General features: G+C 68.1%; 19 protein-coding genes. 10 read left to right on the forward strand and 9 right to left on the reverse strand.

Going from position 1 to position 18,912, the window contains the following annotated elements; translation table 11 throughout:
* Positions 1-11: 11 nt before the first annotated feature.
* The 3 genes from KF892_06690 (at position 12) to KF892_06700 (ending at position 1,363) form a co-directional block, all read left to right on the forward strand.
* Positions 12-467, forward strand: coding sequence for a RidA family protein (locus tag KF892_06690; GenBank protein ID MBX3624682.1), 456 nt, complete (start codon positions 12-14; stop codon positions 465-467).
* 10 nt (positions 468-477) lie between these two features.
* Entirely contained in the window at positions 478-945 is a 468-nt protein-coding gene (locus tag KF892_06695) for a disulfide bond formation protein B (GenBank protein MBX3624683.1), read from the forward strand.
* Between the two features lie 79 nt (positions 946-1,024).
* A complete protein-coding gene (locus KF892_06700) occupies positions 1,025-1,363 on the forward strand; it encodes a hypothetical protein (GenBank protein MBX3624684.1) in 339 nt (112 codons plus the stop codon).
* 268 nt (positions 1,364-1,631) lie between these two features.
* Here KF892_06700 and KF892_06705 read toward each other — a convergent pair whose 3' ends face one another.
* Genes KF892_06705 through KF892_06725 form a run of 5 tightly spaced genes read right to left on the reverse strand, consistent with a single transcriptional unit; the run spans position 1,632 to position 8,897 of the window.
* The gene (locus KF892_06705; GenBank protein ID MBX3624685.1) at positions 1,632-3,233 is read right to left on the reverse strand and encodes an MFS transporter; all 1,602 of its coding nucleotides are present in this window, start codon (positions 3,231-3,233) and stop codon (positions 1,632-1,634) included.
* A 10-nt stretch (positions 3,234-3,243) separates the two neighbouring features.
* Positions 3,244-5,547 (reverse strand): DNA topoisomerase IV subunit A, encoded by a 2,304-nt coding sequence (gene parC, locus KF892_06710; protein MBX3624686.1) that lies wholly within the window; start codon positions 5,545-5,547, stop codon positions 3,244-3,246.
* Between the two features lie 6 nt (positions 5,548-5,553).
* Positions 5,554-6,216 (reverse strand): lytic transglycosylase domain-containing protein, encoded by a 663-nt coding sequence (locus tag KF892_06715; GenBank protein MBX3624687.1) that lies wholly within the window; start codon positions 6,214-6,216, stop codon positions 5,554-5,556.
* 31 nt (positions 6,217-6,247) lie between these two features.
* Positions 6,248-6,880, reverse strand: coding sequence for a hypothetical protein (locus KF892_06720; GenBank protein ID MBX3624688.1), 633 nt, complete (start codon positions 6,878-6,880; stop codon positions 6,248-6,250).
* A gap of 43 nt (positions 6,881-6,923) precedes the next feature.
* A complete protein-coding gene (locus KF892_06725) occupies positions 6,924-8,897 on the reverse strand; it encodes a type IIA DNA topoisomerase subunit B (GenBank protein MBX3624689.1) in 1,974 nt (657 codons plus the stop codon).
* Between the two features lie 99 nt (positions 8,898-8,996).
* On the opposite strand from KF892_06725, the gene KF892_06730 reads away from it, so the two are divergent.
* From KF892_06730 to KF892_06755, 6 genes are all read left to right on the forward strand, one after another.
* Positions 8,997-10,181 (forward strand): MFS transporter, encoded by a 1,185-nt coding sequence (locus KF892_06730; protein MBX3624690.1) that lies wholly within the window; start codon positions 8,997-8,999, stop codon positions 10,179-10,181.
* A gap of 136 nt (positions 10,182-10,317) precedes the next feature.
* Positions 10,318-11,124 (forward strand): SDR family oxidoreductase, encoded by an 807-nt coding sequence (locus tag KF892_06735; GenBank protein MBX3624691.1) that lies wholly within the window; start codon positions 10,318-10,320, stop codon positions 11,122-11,124.
* Positions 11,121-11,681 (forward strand): class I SAM-dependent methyltransferase, encoded by a 561-nt coding sequence (locus tag KF892_06740; GenBank protein ID MBX3624692.1) that lies wholly within the window; start codon positions 11,121-11,123, stop codon positions 11,679-11,681. Before KF892_06735 ends, KF892_06740 begins: the two co-directional genes overlap by 4 nt.
* A gap of 25 nt (positions 11,682-11,706) precedes the next feature.
* Positions 11,707-12,588 (forward strand): 4-hydroxy-tetrahydrodipicolinate synthase, encoded by an 882-nt coding sequence (dapA, locus tag KF892_06745; GenBank protein ID MBX3624693.1) that lies wholly within the window; start codon positions 11,707-11,709, stop codon positions 12,586-12,588.
* 93 nt (positions 12,589-12,681) lie between these two features.
* On the forward strand, positions 12,682-13,833 hold the full coding sequence (gene bamC / locus KF892_06750; protein ID MBX3624694.1) for an outer membrane protein assembly factor BamC: 1,152 nt from the start codon (positions 12,682-12,684) through the stop codon (positions 13,831-13,833).
* Between the two features lie 34 nt (positions 13,834-13,867).
* Complete coding sequence (locus KF892_06755) at positions 13,868-14,644, forward strand: MBL fold metallo-hydrolase (protein ID MBX3624695.1); 777 nt, start codon at positions 13,868-13,870, stop codon at positions 14,642-14,644.
* A gap of 415 nt (positions 14,645-15,059) precedes the next feature.
* Here KF892_06755 and KF892_06760 read toward each other — a convergent pair whose 3' ends face one another.
* Positions 15,060-15,551: a hypothetical protein gene (locus KF892_06760; protein MBX3624696.1), complete on the reverse strand. Its 492-nt coding sequence runs from the start codon at positions 15,549-15,551 to the stop codon at positions 15,060-15,062.
* Between the two features lie 10 nt (positions 15,552-15,561).
* Positions 15,562-16,686, reverse strand: coding sequence for a cupin domain-containing protein (locus tag KF892_06765; GenBank protein MBX3624697.1), 1,125 nt, complete (start codon positions 16,684-16,686; stop codon positions 15,562-15,564).
* A 25-nt stretch (positions 16,687-16,711) separates the two neighbouring features.
* Between KF892_06765 and KF892_06770 the strand changes: the two genes are divergently transcribed.
* Entirely contained in the window at positions 16,712-17,233 is a 522-nt protein-coding gene (locus tag KF892_06770) for a peptidylprolyl isomerase (GenBank protein ID MBX3624698.1), read from the forward strand.
* A 3-nt stretch (positions 17,234-17,236) separates the two neighbouring features.
* On the opposite strand, the gene dut is transcribed toward KF892_06770, so the two are convergent.
* Both dut and coaBC read right to left on the reverse strand, forming a co-directional pair.
* Positions 17,237-17,686 carry a dUTP diphosphatase gene (gene dut, locus KF892_06775; GenBank protein ID MBX3624699.1) on the reverse strand — a complete coding sequence of 150 codons (450 nt, stop codon included), beginning with the start codon at positions 17,684-17,686 and terminating at the stop codon, positions 17,237-17,239.
* The gene (gene coaBC, locus KF892_06780; GenBank protein MBX3624700.1) at positions 17,683-18,903 is read right to left on the reverse strand and encodes a bifunctional phosphopantothenoylcysteine decarboxylase/phosphopantothenate--cysteine ligase CoaBC; all 1,221 of its coding nucleotides are present in this window, start codon (positions 18,901-18,903) and stop codon (positions 17,683-17,685) included. Before coaBC ends, dut begins: the two co-directional genes overlap by 4 nt.
* Positions 18,904-18,912 lie beyond the last annotated feature (9 nt).

Consider the following 18,912-nt stretch of genomic DNA (forward strand, 5'->3'; position numbering starts at 1 on the left):
AGCGCACCGCGATGTCCGTCTACGACCGTCTGAAGTCCCTCGGGATCGAGCTGCCCGCCGTCGGCGTGCCCGTCGCCGCCTACGTGCCCTTCGTGCGCACCGGCTCGCTCGTCTTCCTCTCAGGCCACATCGCCAAACGCGACGGCAAGCCCTGGGTCGGCCAGCTCGGCCGCGACATGGACACCGCCACCGGCAAGCAAGCCGCACGCGCCGTGGCCATCGACCTGATGGGCACGCTGCACGCCGCGGTGGGCGATCTCAACAAGGTCAAGCGCATCGTCAAGGTGGTGAGCCTCGTCAACAGCGCGCCCGACTACACCGAGCACCACCTCGTCACCAACGGCTGCAGCGAGCTGCTGGGTGAGGTGTTCGGCGCGGCCGGCGTGCACGCGCGTGCTGCCTTCGGTGTGGCGCAGATCCCGCTCGGCGCCTGCGTCGAGATCGAGCTGATCGCCGAAGTCGAATGAAGGCGCCGACATGAAAGCGCTGCTGCAACGACCCGGCCTGCTGCTGCTCGTCATGGCCGTGCTGAGCGTGGCCGCCGTCGGCGCGGCGCTCGTGTCGCAGCACGTCTACGGCATGGAGCCTTGCCCCTGGTGCATCTTGCAGCGGGTGATCTTCCTGGCCATCGCGCTGGTGTGCATGGTGGGCTTCGTGTCGACGCGCATCGCCGGGGTGCTGGCGCTGGCGTTCTCGCTGTGCGGCATCGCGGCGGCGCTGTGGCAGCACTTCCAGGCCGCATCGTCGAGCTCGTGCGCACTGACGGTGGCCGACCGCATCGTCATCGCGATGAAGCTCGACAGCCTCTGGCCCGACGTCTTCCTCGCCCGCGCGAGCTGCGCCGATGCAGCGGTGTCGCTGATGGGCATCTCCTACGACTTCTGGAGCCTGGCGGTCTTCGTGGTGTTGGCCGTGGCGAGCGTGCTCGTCATCCGCAAGCGTTAGCGTCACGCAAGGTCATGCTGGCGCTTGTCACGAGCGCCCAGTAAGCTGTGCTCATCCCTTGTCTCGAGGAGCACGCACCATGATGTGGCACTGGAACTCGCTCTGGGCCCCAGCACCGGGAGACCCGCCCGCCATCGACGACCCGTCGCTCTGGCGTGCACCGTGGACGCCCGAGCAGGCCATCGCCTTGCAGGCCCGCAGCTGGGAAGCCATGCTCAGCGCCACGCACTCGTGGTGGACGATGATGCTGTCGGCCTTCCCGGTCGTCAGCAGCTGGCCCTTGCCGGGCTGGAGCGGCGGCGCGGCAGACACGAAGGCCGCGACGGCGGGCGCCGAGCCGCTGGCCCTGGCCAAACCCGTCGAGGCCGAACCCGCCAAGCCGGCGCCACGCAAGCGCGCCGCCGCACGCAAGCGCTGATTAGGGCCTGTTCACACTAAATGAGCACCCACGCCGAGGCCTGAAGGCGTGGGCGGCAAGGCGCCGCGGAGGCCGTGTGCCCGTGGCACACAACGACGCTGCAACGCCGCCGCACGCGCCTTCAGGCCCCGGCCCTTCGGGTGATCTCAGCAAAAGCCCGCCCACAGCGTTGCAAATGCTCGCTGTAGGAAGTGCTACAGCTGCGCTTTGCGCCTCGTTGGCGGGCTTTTGTTGAGTCACGTGGGTGCTCATTTAGTGTGAACAGGCCCTAGTCCATCGCCTCGGCGATGCTGCGCGTGAGGCGCGGCGGCTCCGCGCCGATGTGGAACGACAGACGGCGCTCGCGCAGCGCCACGTCGTAGGCGGTCACCCGGTCGAAGCGGCGCAGGTGCTCGATCCACGATTCATCGAGCATGTGCTCGACATAGCGGCCGGGCACGGTGGCGTCGCGGAACACCTCGCATGAGAGCGCCCCCTGGCGCAGGCGGCTGCTGCGCGTCTCGCGCATCACTGCCATGAAGTCGTCGGCCCGGGCCGGGTCGATCAGGTATTCGATGGTGGTCATCACCGGGCCATCGTGGCCTTGAACACCCGGTGGCATGTCGGGGGCCTTCCACGCGCTGGACGGCGTGAGGTCTTCCGAATCGGCCTGGCCACGCGGGCTGTAGCGGATGACCGCCAGCATCAGGATCACCCCACCGATCGCCGCGATGCCGATGCTCGCGCGCACGCTGCTGAAGGTGGCCACCTGGCCCCAGATCGCCGCACCGATGCCACCGCCGCCCATCAGCGCCATCTGGTAGACCGACATGCCACGCGCGCGCACCCAGTTGGGCAAGGTGAGCTGAGCCGAGACGGCCAGTGAGTTGGCCACCGAGATGACCGTCATCCCGTTGACCATCATCGCCGGGGCCGCCACATAGATATTGGGCGCGAAGGCCACCACGAGCATGGCCACGGCCTGGATCAGCGTGCCATTGCGCACCAGCAGGTCGCCATCCATCACCGAGCGGATGCGCGCCATGATCAGCGCCGCGATCACGGCACCCGCGCCCATGGCGGCCAGCAGCAGCGTGAAGGTCCCGGCATCGCCACCCGGCATCTGCCGGGCCACCAGCGGCAGCAGCGAGGTCACGGCGACCGCCTGCAGGAAGAACGCCGTCACCCGGAACAGCACCGCATGCATGGCCTGCGACTGCCGCACGTAGGTGAGCCCCACGCGGATGGCACCGAAGAATCGCTCGGCCGGCAACGCACTCGCCTTCGGCGCCGTCTTCCAACGCATGATGACGAAGCCGCACACCACCGACAGCACGGCATTCAAGGCAAACACCCACGCACTGCCGAGGCTCGCGATCAGCGCCCCGGCGAGGATGGGCCCGAAGATGCGCGAGGCGTTCATCGCCAGGCCGTTGAGCGCCAGCGCCGACGGCAGCTGATGCTTGGGGATCAACTCCGGGATCACCGCCGAGAACACCGGCCAGCGCATCGCGAAGCCGATGCCGTTGGCGAAGGTGAGCAGCAGGAGCAGCGGCGCGCCCATGTGGCCGCTCAGGGTGGCGAGGCACAGCAGCACCCCGACGGTCGCGACCCAGAACTGCGTGAAGATGAAGTACTTGCGCCGGTCGAGGATGTCGGCCAGCGCACCGCTCGGCACGCCGAGGAAGAACACCGGCAGCGTGGACGCCGACTGCACCAGCGCCACCATGATCGGCGAGGTGGTCAGCGAGGTCATCATCCACGCCGCCGCCACGTCGTTCATCCACATGCAGACGTTCGCCGTGAGCCACACGCTCCACAGCATGCGGAACACCGGCTGGCTCAGCGGGGCCCAGGGGGATTCGGGCGAAGGCTGGGCCGCGGTTTGCATCGCCTCGTTTTTACCCCAGGCTCAGTACCCGATACGGCTTCATCCCGGCGTCGAGCGTCTTGCCCTTGCGGGCGCGCTTGCCGGCGTAGACCGCGAGCGATGCGCCCTTGAGTTCTTCTTCCTTGGCCTTGCCGCCGCGGCCGGTGCCGAGCACCTTCACGCCGTTGGCGCAGCTCGCCACCGAGACCAGCGGGTCTTTCGCGTCCACATCCATCAGCGTGAGGCCACGGCCTCCCTTGGGTTGCAGCTTGAGCTCCTGCAAGGGGAAGGCGAGCAGCCGGCCGCTCATCGACAGGCACGCCACCTGCGAGTGGCCCACCACCAGCGGCACGGGCGGCAGCACCTTGTCGTCGGCCTCGAGCGTGAGGAAGCTCTTGCCGCCACGCTGGCGGCTCACCATGTCGCCCACTTGCGCGAGCAGGCCGAAGCCGCCGGTGTTCGACAGCAACAGCGTCGTGTCAGGCGCCGCGGCGAAGTAGTGCAGCGGCTGCGTGCCCGATTCGAGCTCGATGAGCGTCGTGATCGGCTGGCCATCGCCGCGGCCACCGGGCAGCTGCGCCACTGCGGTGGAGTACACACGGCCGTTGCTGCCGAAGACCAGCAGCGAATCGACCGTGCGGCAGGGGAACACGCCGTACAGGCCATCGCCCGCCTTGAAGGCCAGCGCCGAGGCGTCGACCTCGTGGCCCTTGAGTGCCCGCACCCAGCCCTTCAGGCTCACCACCACCGTGACTGGCTCGTCGACCACCTTGATCTCGGCCACGGCCTTCTTCTCGGCCTGGATCAGCGTGCGGCGGTCGTCGCCGTATTGCTTGGCGTCGCCCTCGATCTCCTTGATCAGCGTGCGCTTGAGCGTGGCCGGCGAGTTGAGGATGTCTTCCAGCTTGCCCTGCTCTTCGCGCAGCTCTTTCAACTGCTGCTCGATCTTGATGGCCTCCAGCCGCGCGAGCTGGCGCAGGCGGATTTCAAGAATGTCTTCGGCCTGGATCTCGCTCAGCTTGAAGCGCTCGATCAGCGCGGGCTTGGGCTCGTCGGAATGGCGAATGATGCGGATCACCTCGTCGATGTTGAGCAGCACCAGCTGCCGCCCTTCGAGGATGTGGATGCGCGCCAGCACCTTGTCGAGCCGGAACTGCGAGCGCCGCTGCACCGTCTCGGCCCGGAAGGCCACCCACTCGGCGAGCATCTGGCGCAGGCTCTTCTGCGTGGGCCGCCCATCGGCGCCGATCATCGTGAGGTTGATCGGGGCCGAGGTCTCCAGGCTCGTGTGCGCGAGCAGGGTCTGGATCAGGTCTTCCTGGCTGATGCGCGAGGTCTTCGGCTCGAAGACGAGGCGCACCGGGGCGTCTTTGCTGGCTTCGTCGCGCACCGCGTCGAGCACCGAGAGGATGGTCGTCTTGAGCTGCACCTGCTCCGCGGCCAGCGCCTTCTTGCCGGCCTTGACCTTGGGGTTGGTCAGCTCCTCGATCTCTTCCAGCACCTTCTGCGAGCTGGTGCCCGGTGGCAGCTCGGTGACGACCAGTTGCCACTGGCCACGCGCCAGGTCTTCGATCTTCCAGCGCGCGCGCACCTTGAGGCTGCCGCGGCCGGTGGCGTAGGCGGCACGGATGTCGGCCGCATCGCTGATGATCTGGCCGCCGGCGGCGTAGTCGGGGCCGGGGACGATGGCGAGCAACTCATCGTCGGTGAGCTTGTCGTTGCGGATCATCGCCACGGCTGCCGCCGCCACCTCGCGCAGGTTGTGCGAAGGCACTTCGGTCGCGAGTCCCACCGCGATGCCACTCGCGCCATTCAGCAGCACGAAGGGCAAACGCGCCGGCAGCTGCTTCGGCTCCTGTTCCGAGCCGTCGTAGTTGGGCGCAAAGTCGACCGTGCCTTCGTCCAGCTCATCGAGCAGCAGACGCGAGATCGGCGCGAGGCGCGCTTCGGTGTAGCGCATGGCCGCCGCGCCGTCGCCGTCGCGCGAGCCGAAGTTGCCTTGGCCGTCGACCAGCGGGTAGCGCTGCGAGAAGTCCTGTGCCATGCGCACCATCGCGTCATACGCTGCCTGGTCGCCGTGCGGGTGGTACTTGCCGAGCACGTCGCCCACCACACGGGCGCTCTTCACCGGGCGCGCGCCCGCGGTGCCGGTGAAGCCCAGGCCCATGCGCTCCATCGCGAAGAGGATGCGGCGCTGGACGGGCTTCTGGCCGTCGCACACGTCAGGCAGCGCGCGGCCCTTCACCACGCTCAGCGCGTATTCGAGGTACGCGCGCTCGGCGTAGTGGGCCAGCGTGATCGCGTCGGGGTTCTGCGTTGTTTCGTCCAGGCTCATGTCGTCTCAATTCGGGGCCGAGGCTGACGTCAGCGGCCCGTGCATCTGCAGTTCGCGGGCGCCGCGCGGCATCTTGTTCTGCAGCAGCGCCCAATAGAGTTCGAGCACCAGGTGCACATGCGCCTGGGTCTCGGGGATCGGCGGCATGCCGCCGCCGTGTTTCATCACCGTGCCGACGCCGGAGTTCCAGGCGGCGAGCGCCACGTCGATGCGGCCAAAGCGGTGCATCAGCTTCGACAGCAAGCGGGCGCCGGTCTGGATGTTGTGCTTCGGGTCGAGCAGGCGCTGCGCCTCTTCGGCACGCGCCGCGGGCGTGTTGCCCACCGGCATGATCTGCATCAGCCCCACCGCGCCGCGTGGCGAAACGGCGTTGGGCTTGAAGCCAGACTCGACGGCGATGATGGCCTTCAGCAACTCGATGTCGACACCGTGCGTCTTCGAGGCGTCACGCAAGAGGGCCTGCAGCGACTTCACCTCGGGCGCGAAGTCCAGCCAGGTGAGCAGGCCACCGGCCCCGTCGGTCTTGCCGGGTACACGCTCGCCGCTGGCGGTGTTGCCCAGCACGAGGTGGTAGCGCGAGTCGACCTGCACCGGCGACACATGAGCCACGCCGTTGCCATCGACAAAACCCCAGAGCTCCGCCTGGCAGGCCAGCGGCAGGCTGACCATCGCGGCGAAGCACCAGGCCCGGTTCATCGGATCAGGCCCGCGTGGCCCACCACCACAGCCCGACGGCGAAGACGAGCTGCGCGACGGCGACGATGGAAAAGAGCGTCCAGCCCGGCGCCACCTGCTCGCTCATGCGCTGCACGGCCCACGAGCGCAGCGCTTCTTCGCGCAGCTGGCCACCCACCACCGCATCGGTGGGGCCGCTCTCGGCGAGGCTGCGGTCGAGCTTGTCGACGTAGCGTGCGCCCAGCCGGCGCAGCGGGCGCGGGATCATCGAATCCTCATTGCCGAGGAACTGGCGAAACGCCTCGGCCAGCCGGCCCGGCGTGCCCAGCAGCCCGGCCACCGTGCCGGGGCGCTTGCTTTCGGTGACCTGGATGAAACGGCCCAGGGTCTGGTCGAACAGCAAGCCACCATGCGATTGGGTGAGCTTGCTCAGCACGCTCATCACGCCACGCTGGTGCCCGGCCACCACATAAAGCACGAGCGCAAGCAGGCAGCCCAGGGTCGCCAGCATCTTCAGGCCCGAGCCCGCGGGCAGCGCCATCACGAGCCCGAGCAACACCGCACCGCTCAAGAAGACACCTGCGGCGCCGCACTTCAGCACCTCGCCCACGTACTGCAGGCCCGTGCCCAGCAGTGGCTTGATCACATCCTTGTTCATGACATGCCCTCCCTTTGTTTTTTGGAATCTCGTCGGCCGGGCGTCAGACGTCGACTTCGACGTCATCGCCGTGCAGCTCCATCAGCTCGCGGCGCGCCGCGGCTTCGCCCTTGCCCATGAGCTTGGTCAGCGAATCGGTGGTGGCGCCGAAGTCGAGCGCGCCGTAGTTCACCTGCAGCAGGCGGCGGGTGTCAGGGTTGAGCGTGGTGTCCCACAGCTGCTCGGCGTTCATTTCGCCCAGGCCCTTGAAGCGGCCGATGGTCCAGCTGTTCTCGCGGGCGCCTTCCTTGCGCAGCTTGTCGAGGGTGGCGGTGAGCTCGCCTTCGTCGAGCGCGTAGATCTTGGCCGCCGGTTTCTTGCCGCGGGCCGGTGCGTCTACGCGAAAGAGCGGCGGCTTGGCCACGTACACATGGCCTTTCTCGATGAGCTTCGGGAAGTGGCGGAAGAAGAGCGTGAGCAGCAGCACCTGGATGTGCGAGCCGTCGACGTCGGCGTCCGACAAGATGCAGACCTTGCCGTAGCGCAGGCCCGAAAGGTCGACCTCGTCGTTCGGGCCGTGCGGGTCGACGCCGATGGCGACCGAGATGTCGTGGATCTCGTTGTTGGCGAAGAGGCGGTCACGCTCCACTTCCCACGCATTGAGCACCTTGCCGCGCAGCGGCAGCACGGCTTGCGTTTCCTTGTTGCGGCCCATCTTGGCGCTGCCACCGGCCGAGTCGCCCTCCACCAGGAAGAGCTCGTTCAGCGTGAGGTCGCGGTTCTCGCAATCGGTCAGCTTGCCCGGCAACACCGCCACGCCGGAGCCCTTGCGCTTCTCGACCTTCTGGCTCGCGCGCTGGCGCGTCTGCGCCTGCTTGATGACGAGTTCGGCGAGCTTCTTGCCGAGGTCGACGTGCTGGTTGAGCCAGAGTTCCATCGCCGGCTTCACATAGGTCGACACGAGGCGCAGCGCGTCACGGCTGTTGAGCCGCTCCTTGATCTGGCCCTGGAACTGCGGGTCGAGCACCTTGGCACTCAGCACGAAGCTGGCGCGCGAGAACACGTCTTCGGGCATCAGCTTCACGCCCTTGGGCAGCAGCGAGTGCAGCTCGATGAAGCCCTTCACCGCGCCGAAGAGGCCGTCCTTCAAGCCCGACTCGTGCGTGCCGCCGTTCACCGTGGGAATCAGGTTGACGTAGCTCTCGCGCATCGGCGCGCCGTCTTCGGTGAAGGCCACGCACCAGGCAGCGCCCTCGCCTTCGGCGAAGTTCTCGGTCTCGCCCTTGTCGGCGTAATGCTCGCCCTCGAAGAGCGGGATCACCGGGTCGGCCGGCAGCGTCTGCATGAGGTAGTCGCGCAGGCCGCCCTTGTACGTCCAGGTGAGCACCTCGCCGGTCTTCTCGATGGTGAGCGTGACCGTCACGCCGGGCATCAGCACGGCCTTGCTGCGCAAGAGGTGCACCAGCTCGGCCTTGGGGAAATCGGTGCTGTCGAAATACTTGGCATCGGGCCAGGTCCGCACCGTGGTGCCCGACTTGCGGTCGGCGTTGGTCGCCTTGCGCAGCTTGAGCGGCTCGATCACGTCGCCACCCGAGAACACGATGCTGGCCACCTGGCCTTCGCGACACACATGCACTTCGAGGCGCTTGGCCAGCGCGTTGGTCACGCTCACGCCCACGCCGTGCAGGCCGCCCGAGAAGCTGTAGGCGCCGCCCGAGCCCTTGTCGAACTTGCCGCCCGCGTGCAGCCGGGTGAACACGATCTCGACCACCGGCACCTTTTCTTCAGGGTGCTTGCCGAAGGGGATGCCGCGGCCGTCGTCCTGCACGCTGACCGAGGTGTCGATGTGCAGCGTGACGTCGATGCGCTTGCCGTAGCCGGCGAGGGCTTCGTCGGCCGCGTTGTCGATGACCTCTTGGATGATGTGCAGCGGGTTGTCGGTGCGGGTGTACATGCCCGGCCGCTGCTTCACGGGCTCGAGGCCCTTGAGCACGCGGATCGACGCTTCGCCGTAGTTGTCGCTGGGTTTGGTGGCCATAGGCGGCGGATTCTAGGAGTGTCGCCAGCGCAGACGGATCGAAATGGCTACAGTGCCCGGATGACCTCCGTAGCCGCCCCGCCGCCCGCTTCTCTCTCCATGAAACAGGTGCTGCTGTGCGGCGCCATGATCGTCACGCTGTCGATGGGCATCCGCCACGGCTTCGGGCTGTGGCTGCAGCCGATCACGATGGACCGAGGCTGGTCACGCGAGACGTTCGCGTTCGCGCTCGCCATCCAGAACCTCGCCTGGGGCCTAGCCGGGCCGTTCGCCGGCATGCTGGCCGACCGCTTCGGCGCGTTCCGCGTGCTGATCGTAGGGAGCTTGCTCTACTCGGCGGGCCTGGTGCTGATGGCGGTGTCGACCTCGGGCCTGGCCTTCACCGGGAGCGCCGGCCTGATCCTCGGCATGGCGCAATCGGGCACCACCTATGCCGTGGTCTACGGCGTGATCGGGCGCAACGTGGCGCCCGAGAAGCGCAGCTGGGCGATGGGCGTGGCGGCCGCGGCCGGCTCGTTCGGCCAGTTCCTGATGGTGCCGGTGGAGAACTGGCTCATCGGCAGCTTCGGCTGGCAAAACGCCCTCTTCCTGCTCGGCTGCCTGGCACTCGCGATCACGCCGCTCGCCTTCGGCCTGAAGGAGCCCAAGGCCACGCCGCAGGCCGGCGTGCACCAGCAGAGCATCGGCCATGCGCTGCGCGAGGCGTTTTCGTACCCGAGCTTCCAGCTGCTGATGGCGGGCTATTTCGTGTGCGGCTTCCAGGTGGTGTTCATCGGCGTGCACATGCCGAGCTATTTGAAAGACCACGGGCTGACGCCGAACGTCGCCACGACGGCGCTCGCGCTGATCGGCCTCTTCAACGTCTTCGGTACCTACGCCGCGGGCTCGCTCGGGCAGCGCATGCAGAAGAAGTACATCCTGTCGTCGATCTATGCGCTGCGCTCGGTGGCCATCGTGATCTTCCTGAGCGTGCCGCTCACGCCGTGGAGCGTGTACATCTTCGCCTCCGTCATGGGCTTCCTGTGGCTCTCGACCGTGCCGCCCACCAACGCGGTGATCGCGCAGATCTTCGGCGTGCAGTACATGTCGATGCTGGGCGGCTTCGTCTTCCTGAGCCACCAGGTCGGCTCCTTCCTCGGCGTGTGGCTGGGCGGCAAGCTCTACGACGCGACGGGCAGCTACGACGTGGTGTGGTGGATCGCGGTGGCGTTGGGCATCTTCGCGGCGATCGTCAACCTGCCGGTGCGCGAGGCGGCCATCGTGCGCCGGCCCGCCGCGGCCTGAGCCATGACGCGCGGCCGCCGCTTCCTGGCCTGGGCCGCCGCAACGGCCGTGCTGCTGTCGGTGTTTGCCGCCTACCTGCGGCCAGACTTGGCATTCACACTCGCCAACCAGCTCTGGAACTGCTTCTGAAACCCGTATGAACGTGATCGTGATCACCGGTGCCTCCGAGGGCATCGGCGCGGAGATGGCGCGACAGTGGGCACAGCGTGGCGGAGCGCAGCAGGCGCTCGTGCTCGCCGCCCGTAACGTCGACAAGCTGAACGAGGTCGCGGCGCAATGCCGACAGCACGGCGCTCAGGTGCTGGTGCAGCGGTGCGACGTGAGCGTGCAGGCCGACTGCGAAGCGCTCGTCACCGCCACGCTCAACACCTTCGGCCGGCTCGACACGCTCGTCAACAACGCCGGCATGTCGGCGCAGGCGCTCCTCAGTGAGGTGACCGACCTCGCGTGGTACGAGACGCTGATGCGCATCAACCACTGGGGCAGCGTGTGGTGCACGCACGCAGCGCTGCCGCACCTCGTGGCGGCGAAGGGGCGCATCGTAGCCGTCTCCAGCTTGGCCGGCTTGGTCGGCGTGCCGGGCCGCACGGCGTATTGCTCGACCAAGTTCGCGATGACCGGCTTCTTTGAGGCACTGCGCACCGAGCTCAGCACGGCCGGCGTGAGCGTCACCCTCGCCTACCCGGGCGTCGTGGCCACCGAGATCCGCTACCGCGGTTTCAACGCCGACGGCCAAGCCGCGGGCAAGAGCGGGCTCGACGAGCGCGGCGCGATGAGCGTCGAGACCTGCGCCAGGCTCATCGTCGACGGCACCGAATCGCGCCAGCGCGAGGTGGTGATGACGGCCAAGGGCAAGCTCGGCCGCTGGTTGAAGCTGTTGGTGCCGGGCCTCGTGGACTCGCTCGCGCTCAAGGCGCTGAACCAGCACGCCCGCCCGCAATGACGCTCGCGGCTTCACCCTGGGTGCAGCGCTGGTCGCACCTGGTGCCGGCCGGCGCCACGGTGCTCGACGTGGCCTGTGGCTCGGGGCGGCACGTGCACTGGTTCGCTCAGCGCGGCTGCCGCGTCACCGCGGTGGACCGCGATGCCGCCGCCGTCGAACCCCTGCGTTCCTTGGCCGACGTGGTCGTCGCCGACATCGAAGGTGGGCCGTGGCCGTTCGACGGCCGTCGCTTCGATGCCGTCGTCGTCACCAACTACCTCTGGCGCGCCTTGCTGCCCACCATCGTCGACTGCGTGGCCGAAGGCGGCGTGCTGCTCTACGAGACCTTCGCCGACGGCAACCAGACGGTCGGCAAGCCGTCGCGGCCCGATTTCCTGCTCGAGCCGGGGGAGTTGCTGCGGGCCGCAAACGGCCTGCGCGTCGTTGCCTATGAAGACGGCTTTCTCGATACCCCCGAGCGCTTCGTGCAGCGCATCACGGCCCTGCGGCCGGCGAGCGCAGGTGACCCTCATCCACGCCATCTGCTGACGCCTGGGCCGGTGACGTCGGGCAGCTAAAATCCCCGGATTCCGAGGAATCCCCATGAAACCCATCGTTGGCAGCATCGTGGCGCTCGTCACGCCCATGCAGGAAGACGGCAGCGTCGACTATGACGCGCTGCGCAGCCTGATCGACTGGCACATCGCCGAAGGCACCGATTGCATTGGCGTGGTCGGCACCACCGGCGAGTCGCCCACGGTGTCGGTCGAAGAGCACTGCGAAATCATTCGCGTCGCCGTCCAGCACGCCAAGGGCCGCGTGCCCATCATGGCCGGCACTGGCGGCAACTCCACGCGCGAGGCGATCGAGCTCTCGCGCTTTGCGAAAGAGGTGGGCGCCGATTGCACGCTGTCGGTCGTGCCCTACTACAACAAGCCCTCGCAAGACGGCATCTACGCGCACTTCAAGGCGATCGCCGAAGCGGTCGACGTGCCGATGGTGCTGTACAACGTGCCCGGCCGCACCGTGGCCGACATGCTGCCCGAGACCACGCTGCGCCTGGCGCAGGTGCCCGGCGTCATCGGCATCAAGGAAGCCACCGGCAACATCGAGCGCGCCTGCCAGCTGATCAAGCAGGCACCCAAGGGTTTCTCGATCTACTCGGGCGACGACCCGACCGCCATCGCGCTGATGCTGCTCGGCGGCCACGGCAACGTGAGCGTCACCGCGAACGTGGCGCCGCGTGCGATGCACGAGCTGTGCAAGGCGGCGCTGGCTGGCCAGGTGCGCGAGGCCACGGCCATCCACCTGAAGCTGCTGGGCCTGCACAAGAACCTGTTCGTCGAATCCAGCCCGACGCCTACCAAGTGGGCTCTGTCGCGCCTGGGCCGCTGCGGGGCCACCGTGCGCCTGCCCATCCTGCCTTTGAGCCCGGCCGGCCAGTCCGCCGTGGAACAAGCACTGCGCGAAGCGGGTCTGTTGTGAGCCGAGGCCGCCGCCTGTGACCCAGGCGCGGCATTCATTCCCCTGTCACCCACGGCTCCACGGCCCACACGGCCCGGCCCGCTCCCTACGGAGATGTTCAACGTGATTCGTGTTCCCATTCGTGTCCCCATCGGTTCGCTGGCCACCGCCACGGCCCTGCTGTGCACCCTGACCGCCTGCTCCTCGCTCGACAGCGCAGTCTCCGGTGACAAGGTCGACTACCGCACGGCCAAGACCAAGGCCACGCCACTCGAAGTGCCGCCCGACCTGACCCAGCTCGCCGTCGATCCGCGCTACGCCCCCACCGCCGGCGTCATCAGCGCCGCCCAGCTCCAGCAGCCCGGCGTGGCGGCTTCGGCGCCGGTCACCAACCAGGTGGCGCCCACCGCGCTGGGCGACGTGCGCCTGGAGCGCCAGGGCAACCTGCGCTTCCTCAGCACCAACATCCCGACCGACCAGCTCTGGCCGCTGCTGCAGGAATTCTGGAAGGAGCGTGGCCTCGCGCTCACCGTCGACCAGCCCGAGGTCGGCGTGATGGAAACCGTGTGGGCCGAGAACCGCGCGAAGCTGTCCGACGACATCATCCGCAAGACCATCGGCAAGGTGTTCGACTCGCTCTACGACACCGGCGAGCGCGACAAGTACCGCACCCGCGTCGAGCGCAGCGAGCGTGGCACCGACATCTACATCTCGCACCGCGGCATGGAAGAGGTCTACGCCAACCAGCTGAAAGACCAGACCACCTGGAAGCCCCGCCCCAGCGACCCGACGCTCGAGGGCGAGATGCTCTCGCGCCTGATGATCAAGCTCGGTGCCAAGGGTGAAGCGGCCAAGGCCGCGATGGCACAGGCCGCCGCGACCTCCGCGGCCAGCACCGCGGCCCGCGCCCGCACCCTCAGCGGCCGCCCCGCAGCGACCCTGCAGCTCGACGAAAGCTTCGACCGCGCATGGCGTCGTGTCGGCCTCGCACTCGACCGCAGCGGCTTCACGGTGGAAGACCGCGACCGCGCGCAAGGCCTCTACTTCGTGCGTTACGTCGACCCGGCCCAGGCCGGCAAGGAAGAGCCCGGCTTCTTCGCAAAGCTCTTCACCGATGCGAAGCTGACCGGCCCCATCCGCTACCGCGTCAACGTGAAGGCCGAAGGCGAGGTCAGCACCGTGTCGGTGTACGACGCCAAGGGCCAGCCGGAAAACGGCGACGCCGGCCAACGCATCGTCAAGCTGCTGGTCGACGACCTGAAGTAACCCGCTCCGGGGCAGTCGAGGGCGTGCCGGGATGATGCGCTTCTGCAGCCTCGGCAGCGGCAGCTCGGGCAACGCCACGCTGATCGAGGCCAGTGCCGGCATCACGACCACGCGGGTGCTGGTCGATTGCGGCTTTTCCTTGCGCGAACTCGAGCGCCGCCTGGCCGTGCGCGGCCTCACCGCCGACGACATCGATGCCGTCTTCGTGACCCACGAGCATGGCGACCACGTCGGTTGCGCGTTCCACCTCGCCCGCAAGCACCAGGTGCCGGTGTGGACAAGCCGCGGCACCTGGCGCGCCATCGGCCAGCCCGAGCTGCCGGACGGCTTGCTGCACTTCGCGCGCGACTTGAGCCCCATCCGGCTCGGCGATGTGGAGTTGACCCCCTACACGGTGCCGCACGATGCGCACGAGCCGTTGCAGCTGCGTGCGAGCGACGGTGCAGTGAGCCTGGGTGTGCTGACCGACGCCGGCTGTGCCACGCCCCACCTGCTGGCGCAGCTGCAGCGCTGCGAGGCCCTGCTGCTGGAGTGCAACCACGACCGCACCCTGCTCGCGAACTCGGCCTACCCTGCGTCACTGAAAGCCCGCATCGGCGGGCGACTCGGCCACCTGGCCAACGACACCTCGGCGGAGATCCTCGCCAGCTGCCTGCATGCCGGACTCAAGCACCTCGTGGCCGCACACCTCAGCGAGCGCAACAACCGGCCCGACCTGGCGCAGGCCGCCCTGGCGGCGGTGGTCGGTGGCGCACCTGCAGACATCGTCGTGGCCGACCCCGCCCGAGGAGTCGACTGGCTCGCGCTCTGACGGCGAGCGGCCATGAAAAAAGCCGCCCGAAGGCGGCTTTCTCAGAATCGGAGAACCGATTACTTGCTGGCAGCGGGGGCAGCAGCAGAGGCAGCGTCCGAAGCAGCAGCGGCCGGAGCGGCAGCAGGAGCCGAAGCAGCGTCAGAAGCGGCCGGGGCCGGAGCGGCCGGGGCAGCAGCCGGAGCGGCCGGAGCAGCAGCGGGCTCTTCCTTCTTGCCGCAAGCGGCCAGAGCAACAGCAGCAACCAGAGAAGCCATCAGAAGCGACTTTTTCATACTTGTCCTCAGTGAAAGGTTCAAACAATTACCGGTAATTGTGGGAACCCTCCGTCCTGGCAGATCCCCAACGTATCAGGCGAGAAACGCTCGAGCATTTCCGCGCCAGCCCATGAGTATATCCGCTGTTAGGGAACTCCCTAGAGCCCCAAAGTGGTGACAGGAAAGGCCTCTTCAGATCGTTGCAAAAGCGCATCAAGCGCGTCGCGGATGCGGGTGCCGTCGGTGGGGTCGAAGGAGAGGCTTGCACGGTAGTGCTCGGCGTCAAGCACGCGCAGCGTCATGAGGCCCGGCGCGAGGAAGAGGCCGCTCAACTGGCCGACATCGGCTTCGTCGACTGCGCGGCACTCGACCACGTGTGACCACTGCCGCCGCCACTCCACCCAGCGCGGGTGACGCCGCGGAAATTCATCGAAGCTCTCGGCCAGCACCGTGAGCTTGCGGTGCGTGAAGGCCCAGCGCGACAGGTTGTCGATCACCGCACGTTCGCTCAGAGGCCAATCGGCGAAGGTCGGATCGGCGATGAACACCTCGCGGCAGCCCTTGTCGGCCACGAAGGCAAAAGCCTCTTTCAAAGCATCGTGGAACTCCGAGCGCGAGGTGATGATGCGAGATGTCGGCAGGTCGTCCATGGCGGGCCTTTCAGTCGGGGAGCGGGTGCAGCCAGCCGGCCTGCGCCCACTGGTCGAGCAATTCTCGGGCGTCATCGCTGAGCGCTGCAATCCGGGCGGCCGGCAAGGTGCGCTCGTCGGCGAGGCGGCGCATGAGGGTGGCGTCACGCCCCGCGGCGCGAAACGCTTCGCCGTTGATGAAGACATGACGATCGTCATACATCATCCGGGTGCGGCGATCCAGCTGCACGCCCTGCCCTGCGGCCAGCGGCTCACCCGTGTCGAACCACACCGAAGGCTTGGGCTCGCTCAGCACTTCACCGAGCGCACAGGCCAGGGCTTGCGGTTCGGCCAGCCAACGTGCGATCTCGCGCGCGGCGAAATCGCGCAGCGCACCGGGGATGAGCGCCGGCTGCTGCGTCGCCGGCTGCTTCGGGTCGCGGTACAGGGGATCGGGGTCGGGGCGCTCGCTGGCATCCAGCATGCGTTGCAGCACTTCGTCGCGCAGCTCGGCGCGGCCCGCCGCCCGGAAGCCGATCGAGGCCGTCATGCACTCGCCGACGGCCACTCCATCGTGGCCCCAGCCGGGAGGCAGGTACAGCATGTCGCCGGGTTCGAGCACCCAGTCGTCCTGCGGGGCGAAGTGCTTGAGGATCTTGAGCGGCACACCCTCCACCAGCGTCGCATCGCCCGGCGGGGCGATGCGCCAGCGGCGCCGACCGTGGATCTGCAGCAGGAAGACGTCGTAGGAATCGACGTGCGGCCCGACACCGCCCCCATCACTCGCCCACGACACCATCAGGTCGTCGAGCCGCGCGTCGGGCACGAAACGAAAGCGCGAGAGAACCTCGTGCGCCGCATCGAGGTGGGTGTCGAGCCCCTGCACGAGCAGGGTCCAGGCCGGCCGGGAGACGGGCGGCAGCGAGCGGCGCGCAAACGGCCCGTGCCGGAGCGTCCAGGCCTTGCCCGTGTGGGCGATCACGCGCGACTCCACGCCCTCCTGTCCGGCCAGCTCGAACAGCTCGGCCCGGCTCACGAACGAGGTGAGGCCCGGCACCGCCTGGCGGATCAGCAAAGGCCGCTTTTGCCAATGGCGGCGCATGAATTGCGCGGGCGACAGACCGCCCAGCAGTGTCATCGGTTCGGTGATCGTCATGGGGTCATTGTGCGATCATTGCCCGATGCTCATTTCCGCCCCCTGCGTCGTCAGCCTCACGTGGCGACTCGAAGATGCCCAAGGCCAGTTGATCGACGAACTCACCGCGCCGGTCGAGTTCTTTTTCGGGGGCGATGACCTGCTGGCCAAGGTCGAGGAAGCGCTCGACGGGCAGGAAGCCGGCTTCCAGACCAAGCTGCACCTCGAGCCCGAGCATGCCTTCGGCGACTACAACCCCGAGCTGGTGTTCTTTGAGCCGATGTCGGTGTTCGACGACAAGGTCCAGCCGGGCATGCAGTTCGAAGGCCCGCCCGAAAACGCGACGACCGAAGGCCTGCAGGCCGATGCGATCTACACCGTCACCGAGGTCTACCCCGAGCACGTGGTGCTCGACGGCAACCACCCGCTGGCCGGCATTGCGCTGCGCCTCGACGTGACCGTGCGCGACGTGCGCGAAGCCACCGAAGACGAGATCGAAGCCGGCAGCGTGAGCGAGCCCGGCATCAGCATCCTGCACACCGCGCCGGGCGGATCAGACCTTCACTGAGCGTCAGTGCTTGCCGGTGGAGCCAAACCCACCGGCCCCGCGGTCCGACGCGCCGAACTCGTCGACCACGTTGAATTTCGCCTGCACCACCGGCACCACCACCAGCTGCGCGATGCGCTCCATCGGCTGGATGGTGAACGCGGCCTGCCCGCGGTTCCAGCAGCTCACCATCAGCTGGCCCTGGTAGTCGGAATCGATCAGGCCGACCAGGTTGCCGAGCACGATGCCGTGCTTGTGGCCGAGGCCCGAGCGCGGAAGGATGATGGCCGCGAGGCCCGGGTCGGCCACGTGGATGGCCAGGCCCGTGGGGATGAGCTGCGTCTGGCCCGGCTCGAGCACAAGCGGCGCATCGAGGCAGGCTCGCAGGTCGAGGCCGGCGCTTCCGGGCGTGGCGTAGGCGGGCAGTTGCTCGGCCATGCGGGCGTCGAGCACTTTCAAATCGATCGTGGTCATGCGGACTTGGAGGAAAGGCGCTGGGAGATTTCGTTGACCAGCGCACGGGCGAGAGAAAGCTTGTCGGCGCGCGGCAGCTCGCGGTGGCCTTGCGCGTCGACGAGGACGAGCTGGTTGTCGTCACGGCCGAAGGTGGCCGGGCCGAGGTTGCCGACGATGAGAGGCACGTTCTTGCGCGTGAGCTTCTCGCGGGCGTGCTTGAGCAGGTCGTGGCTCTCGGCCGCGAATCCCACGCAGTAGGGACGCTTCGGCAACTTGGCCACGGCGGCCAGGATGTCGGGGTTCTCGGTCAGCTCGAAGGTGGGCGTGGCCTTGTCGCCGGTCTTCTTGATCTTCTGGTCGGAGTGGCTGGCGGGCCGCCAGTCGGCCACGGCGGCGGTGGCGATGAACACCGAGTGCTGAGGCGCCTGCGGCAGCACGGCGTCGTGCATCTGCTGCGCGGTCTGCACGTCGATGCGCTGCACACCGCGCGGCGTGGGCAGGTGCACCGGGCCGGCGACCAGCGTGACCTCGGCGCCCGCTTCCTGCGCCGCGCGCGCGATCGCGAAGCCCATCTTGCCGCTCGACAGATTGGTGATGCCGCGCACCGGGTCGATGGGCTCGAAGGTCGGCCCCGCGGTGATCAGCACGCGCTGGCCGCGCAGCACCTTGGGCACGAAGAAGGCCGCCAACTCGGCCACCAGTTCATCGGGCTCGAGCATGCGGCCGTCACCGATCTCGCCACAGGCCTGGTCGCCGTTGCCGGGGCCGAGGATGGTGGCGCCATCGGCCTTGAGCTGCGCCGCGTTGCGCTGGGTCGCCGGGTGCGCCCACATCTCGCGGTTCATCGCCGGGGCCAGCAGCAAGGGGCAGCGCTCGATGGGGCGGGCCAGGCACAGGAGGCTCAGCAGCTCGTCAGCGCGGCCCTGCACGAGCTTGGCCATCAGGTCGGCACTGGCCGGCGCGATGAGCACCGCATCGGCGTTGCGCGTGAGGTTGATGTGCGCCATCGCATTGGGCTCGCGCGTGTCCCACTGGCTGGTGTACACGTGGCGATTCGTCAGCGCCTGCATCGTGACCGCGGTGATGAACTGCTCGGCGGCTTCGCTCATCACGACCTGCACGGTGGCGCCGGCCTTGATGAGCGCGCGGGCCAGCTCGGCGCTCTTGTAGCAGGCGATGCCGCCACTCAGGCCGAGAACGATGTGCCGGCCTTGCAAATCGAGGGGTGTGCTCATGTGGGCGAG

The organism is Rhizobacter sp. (genome assembly GCA_019635355.1).
GTDB lineage: Bacteria > Pseudomonadota > Gammaproteobacteria > Burkholderiales > Burkholderiaceae_C > Rhizobacter.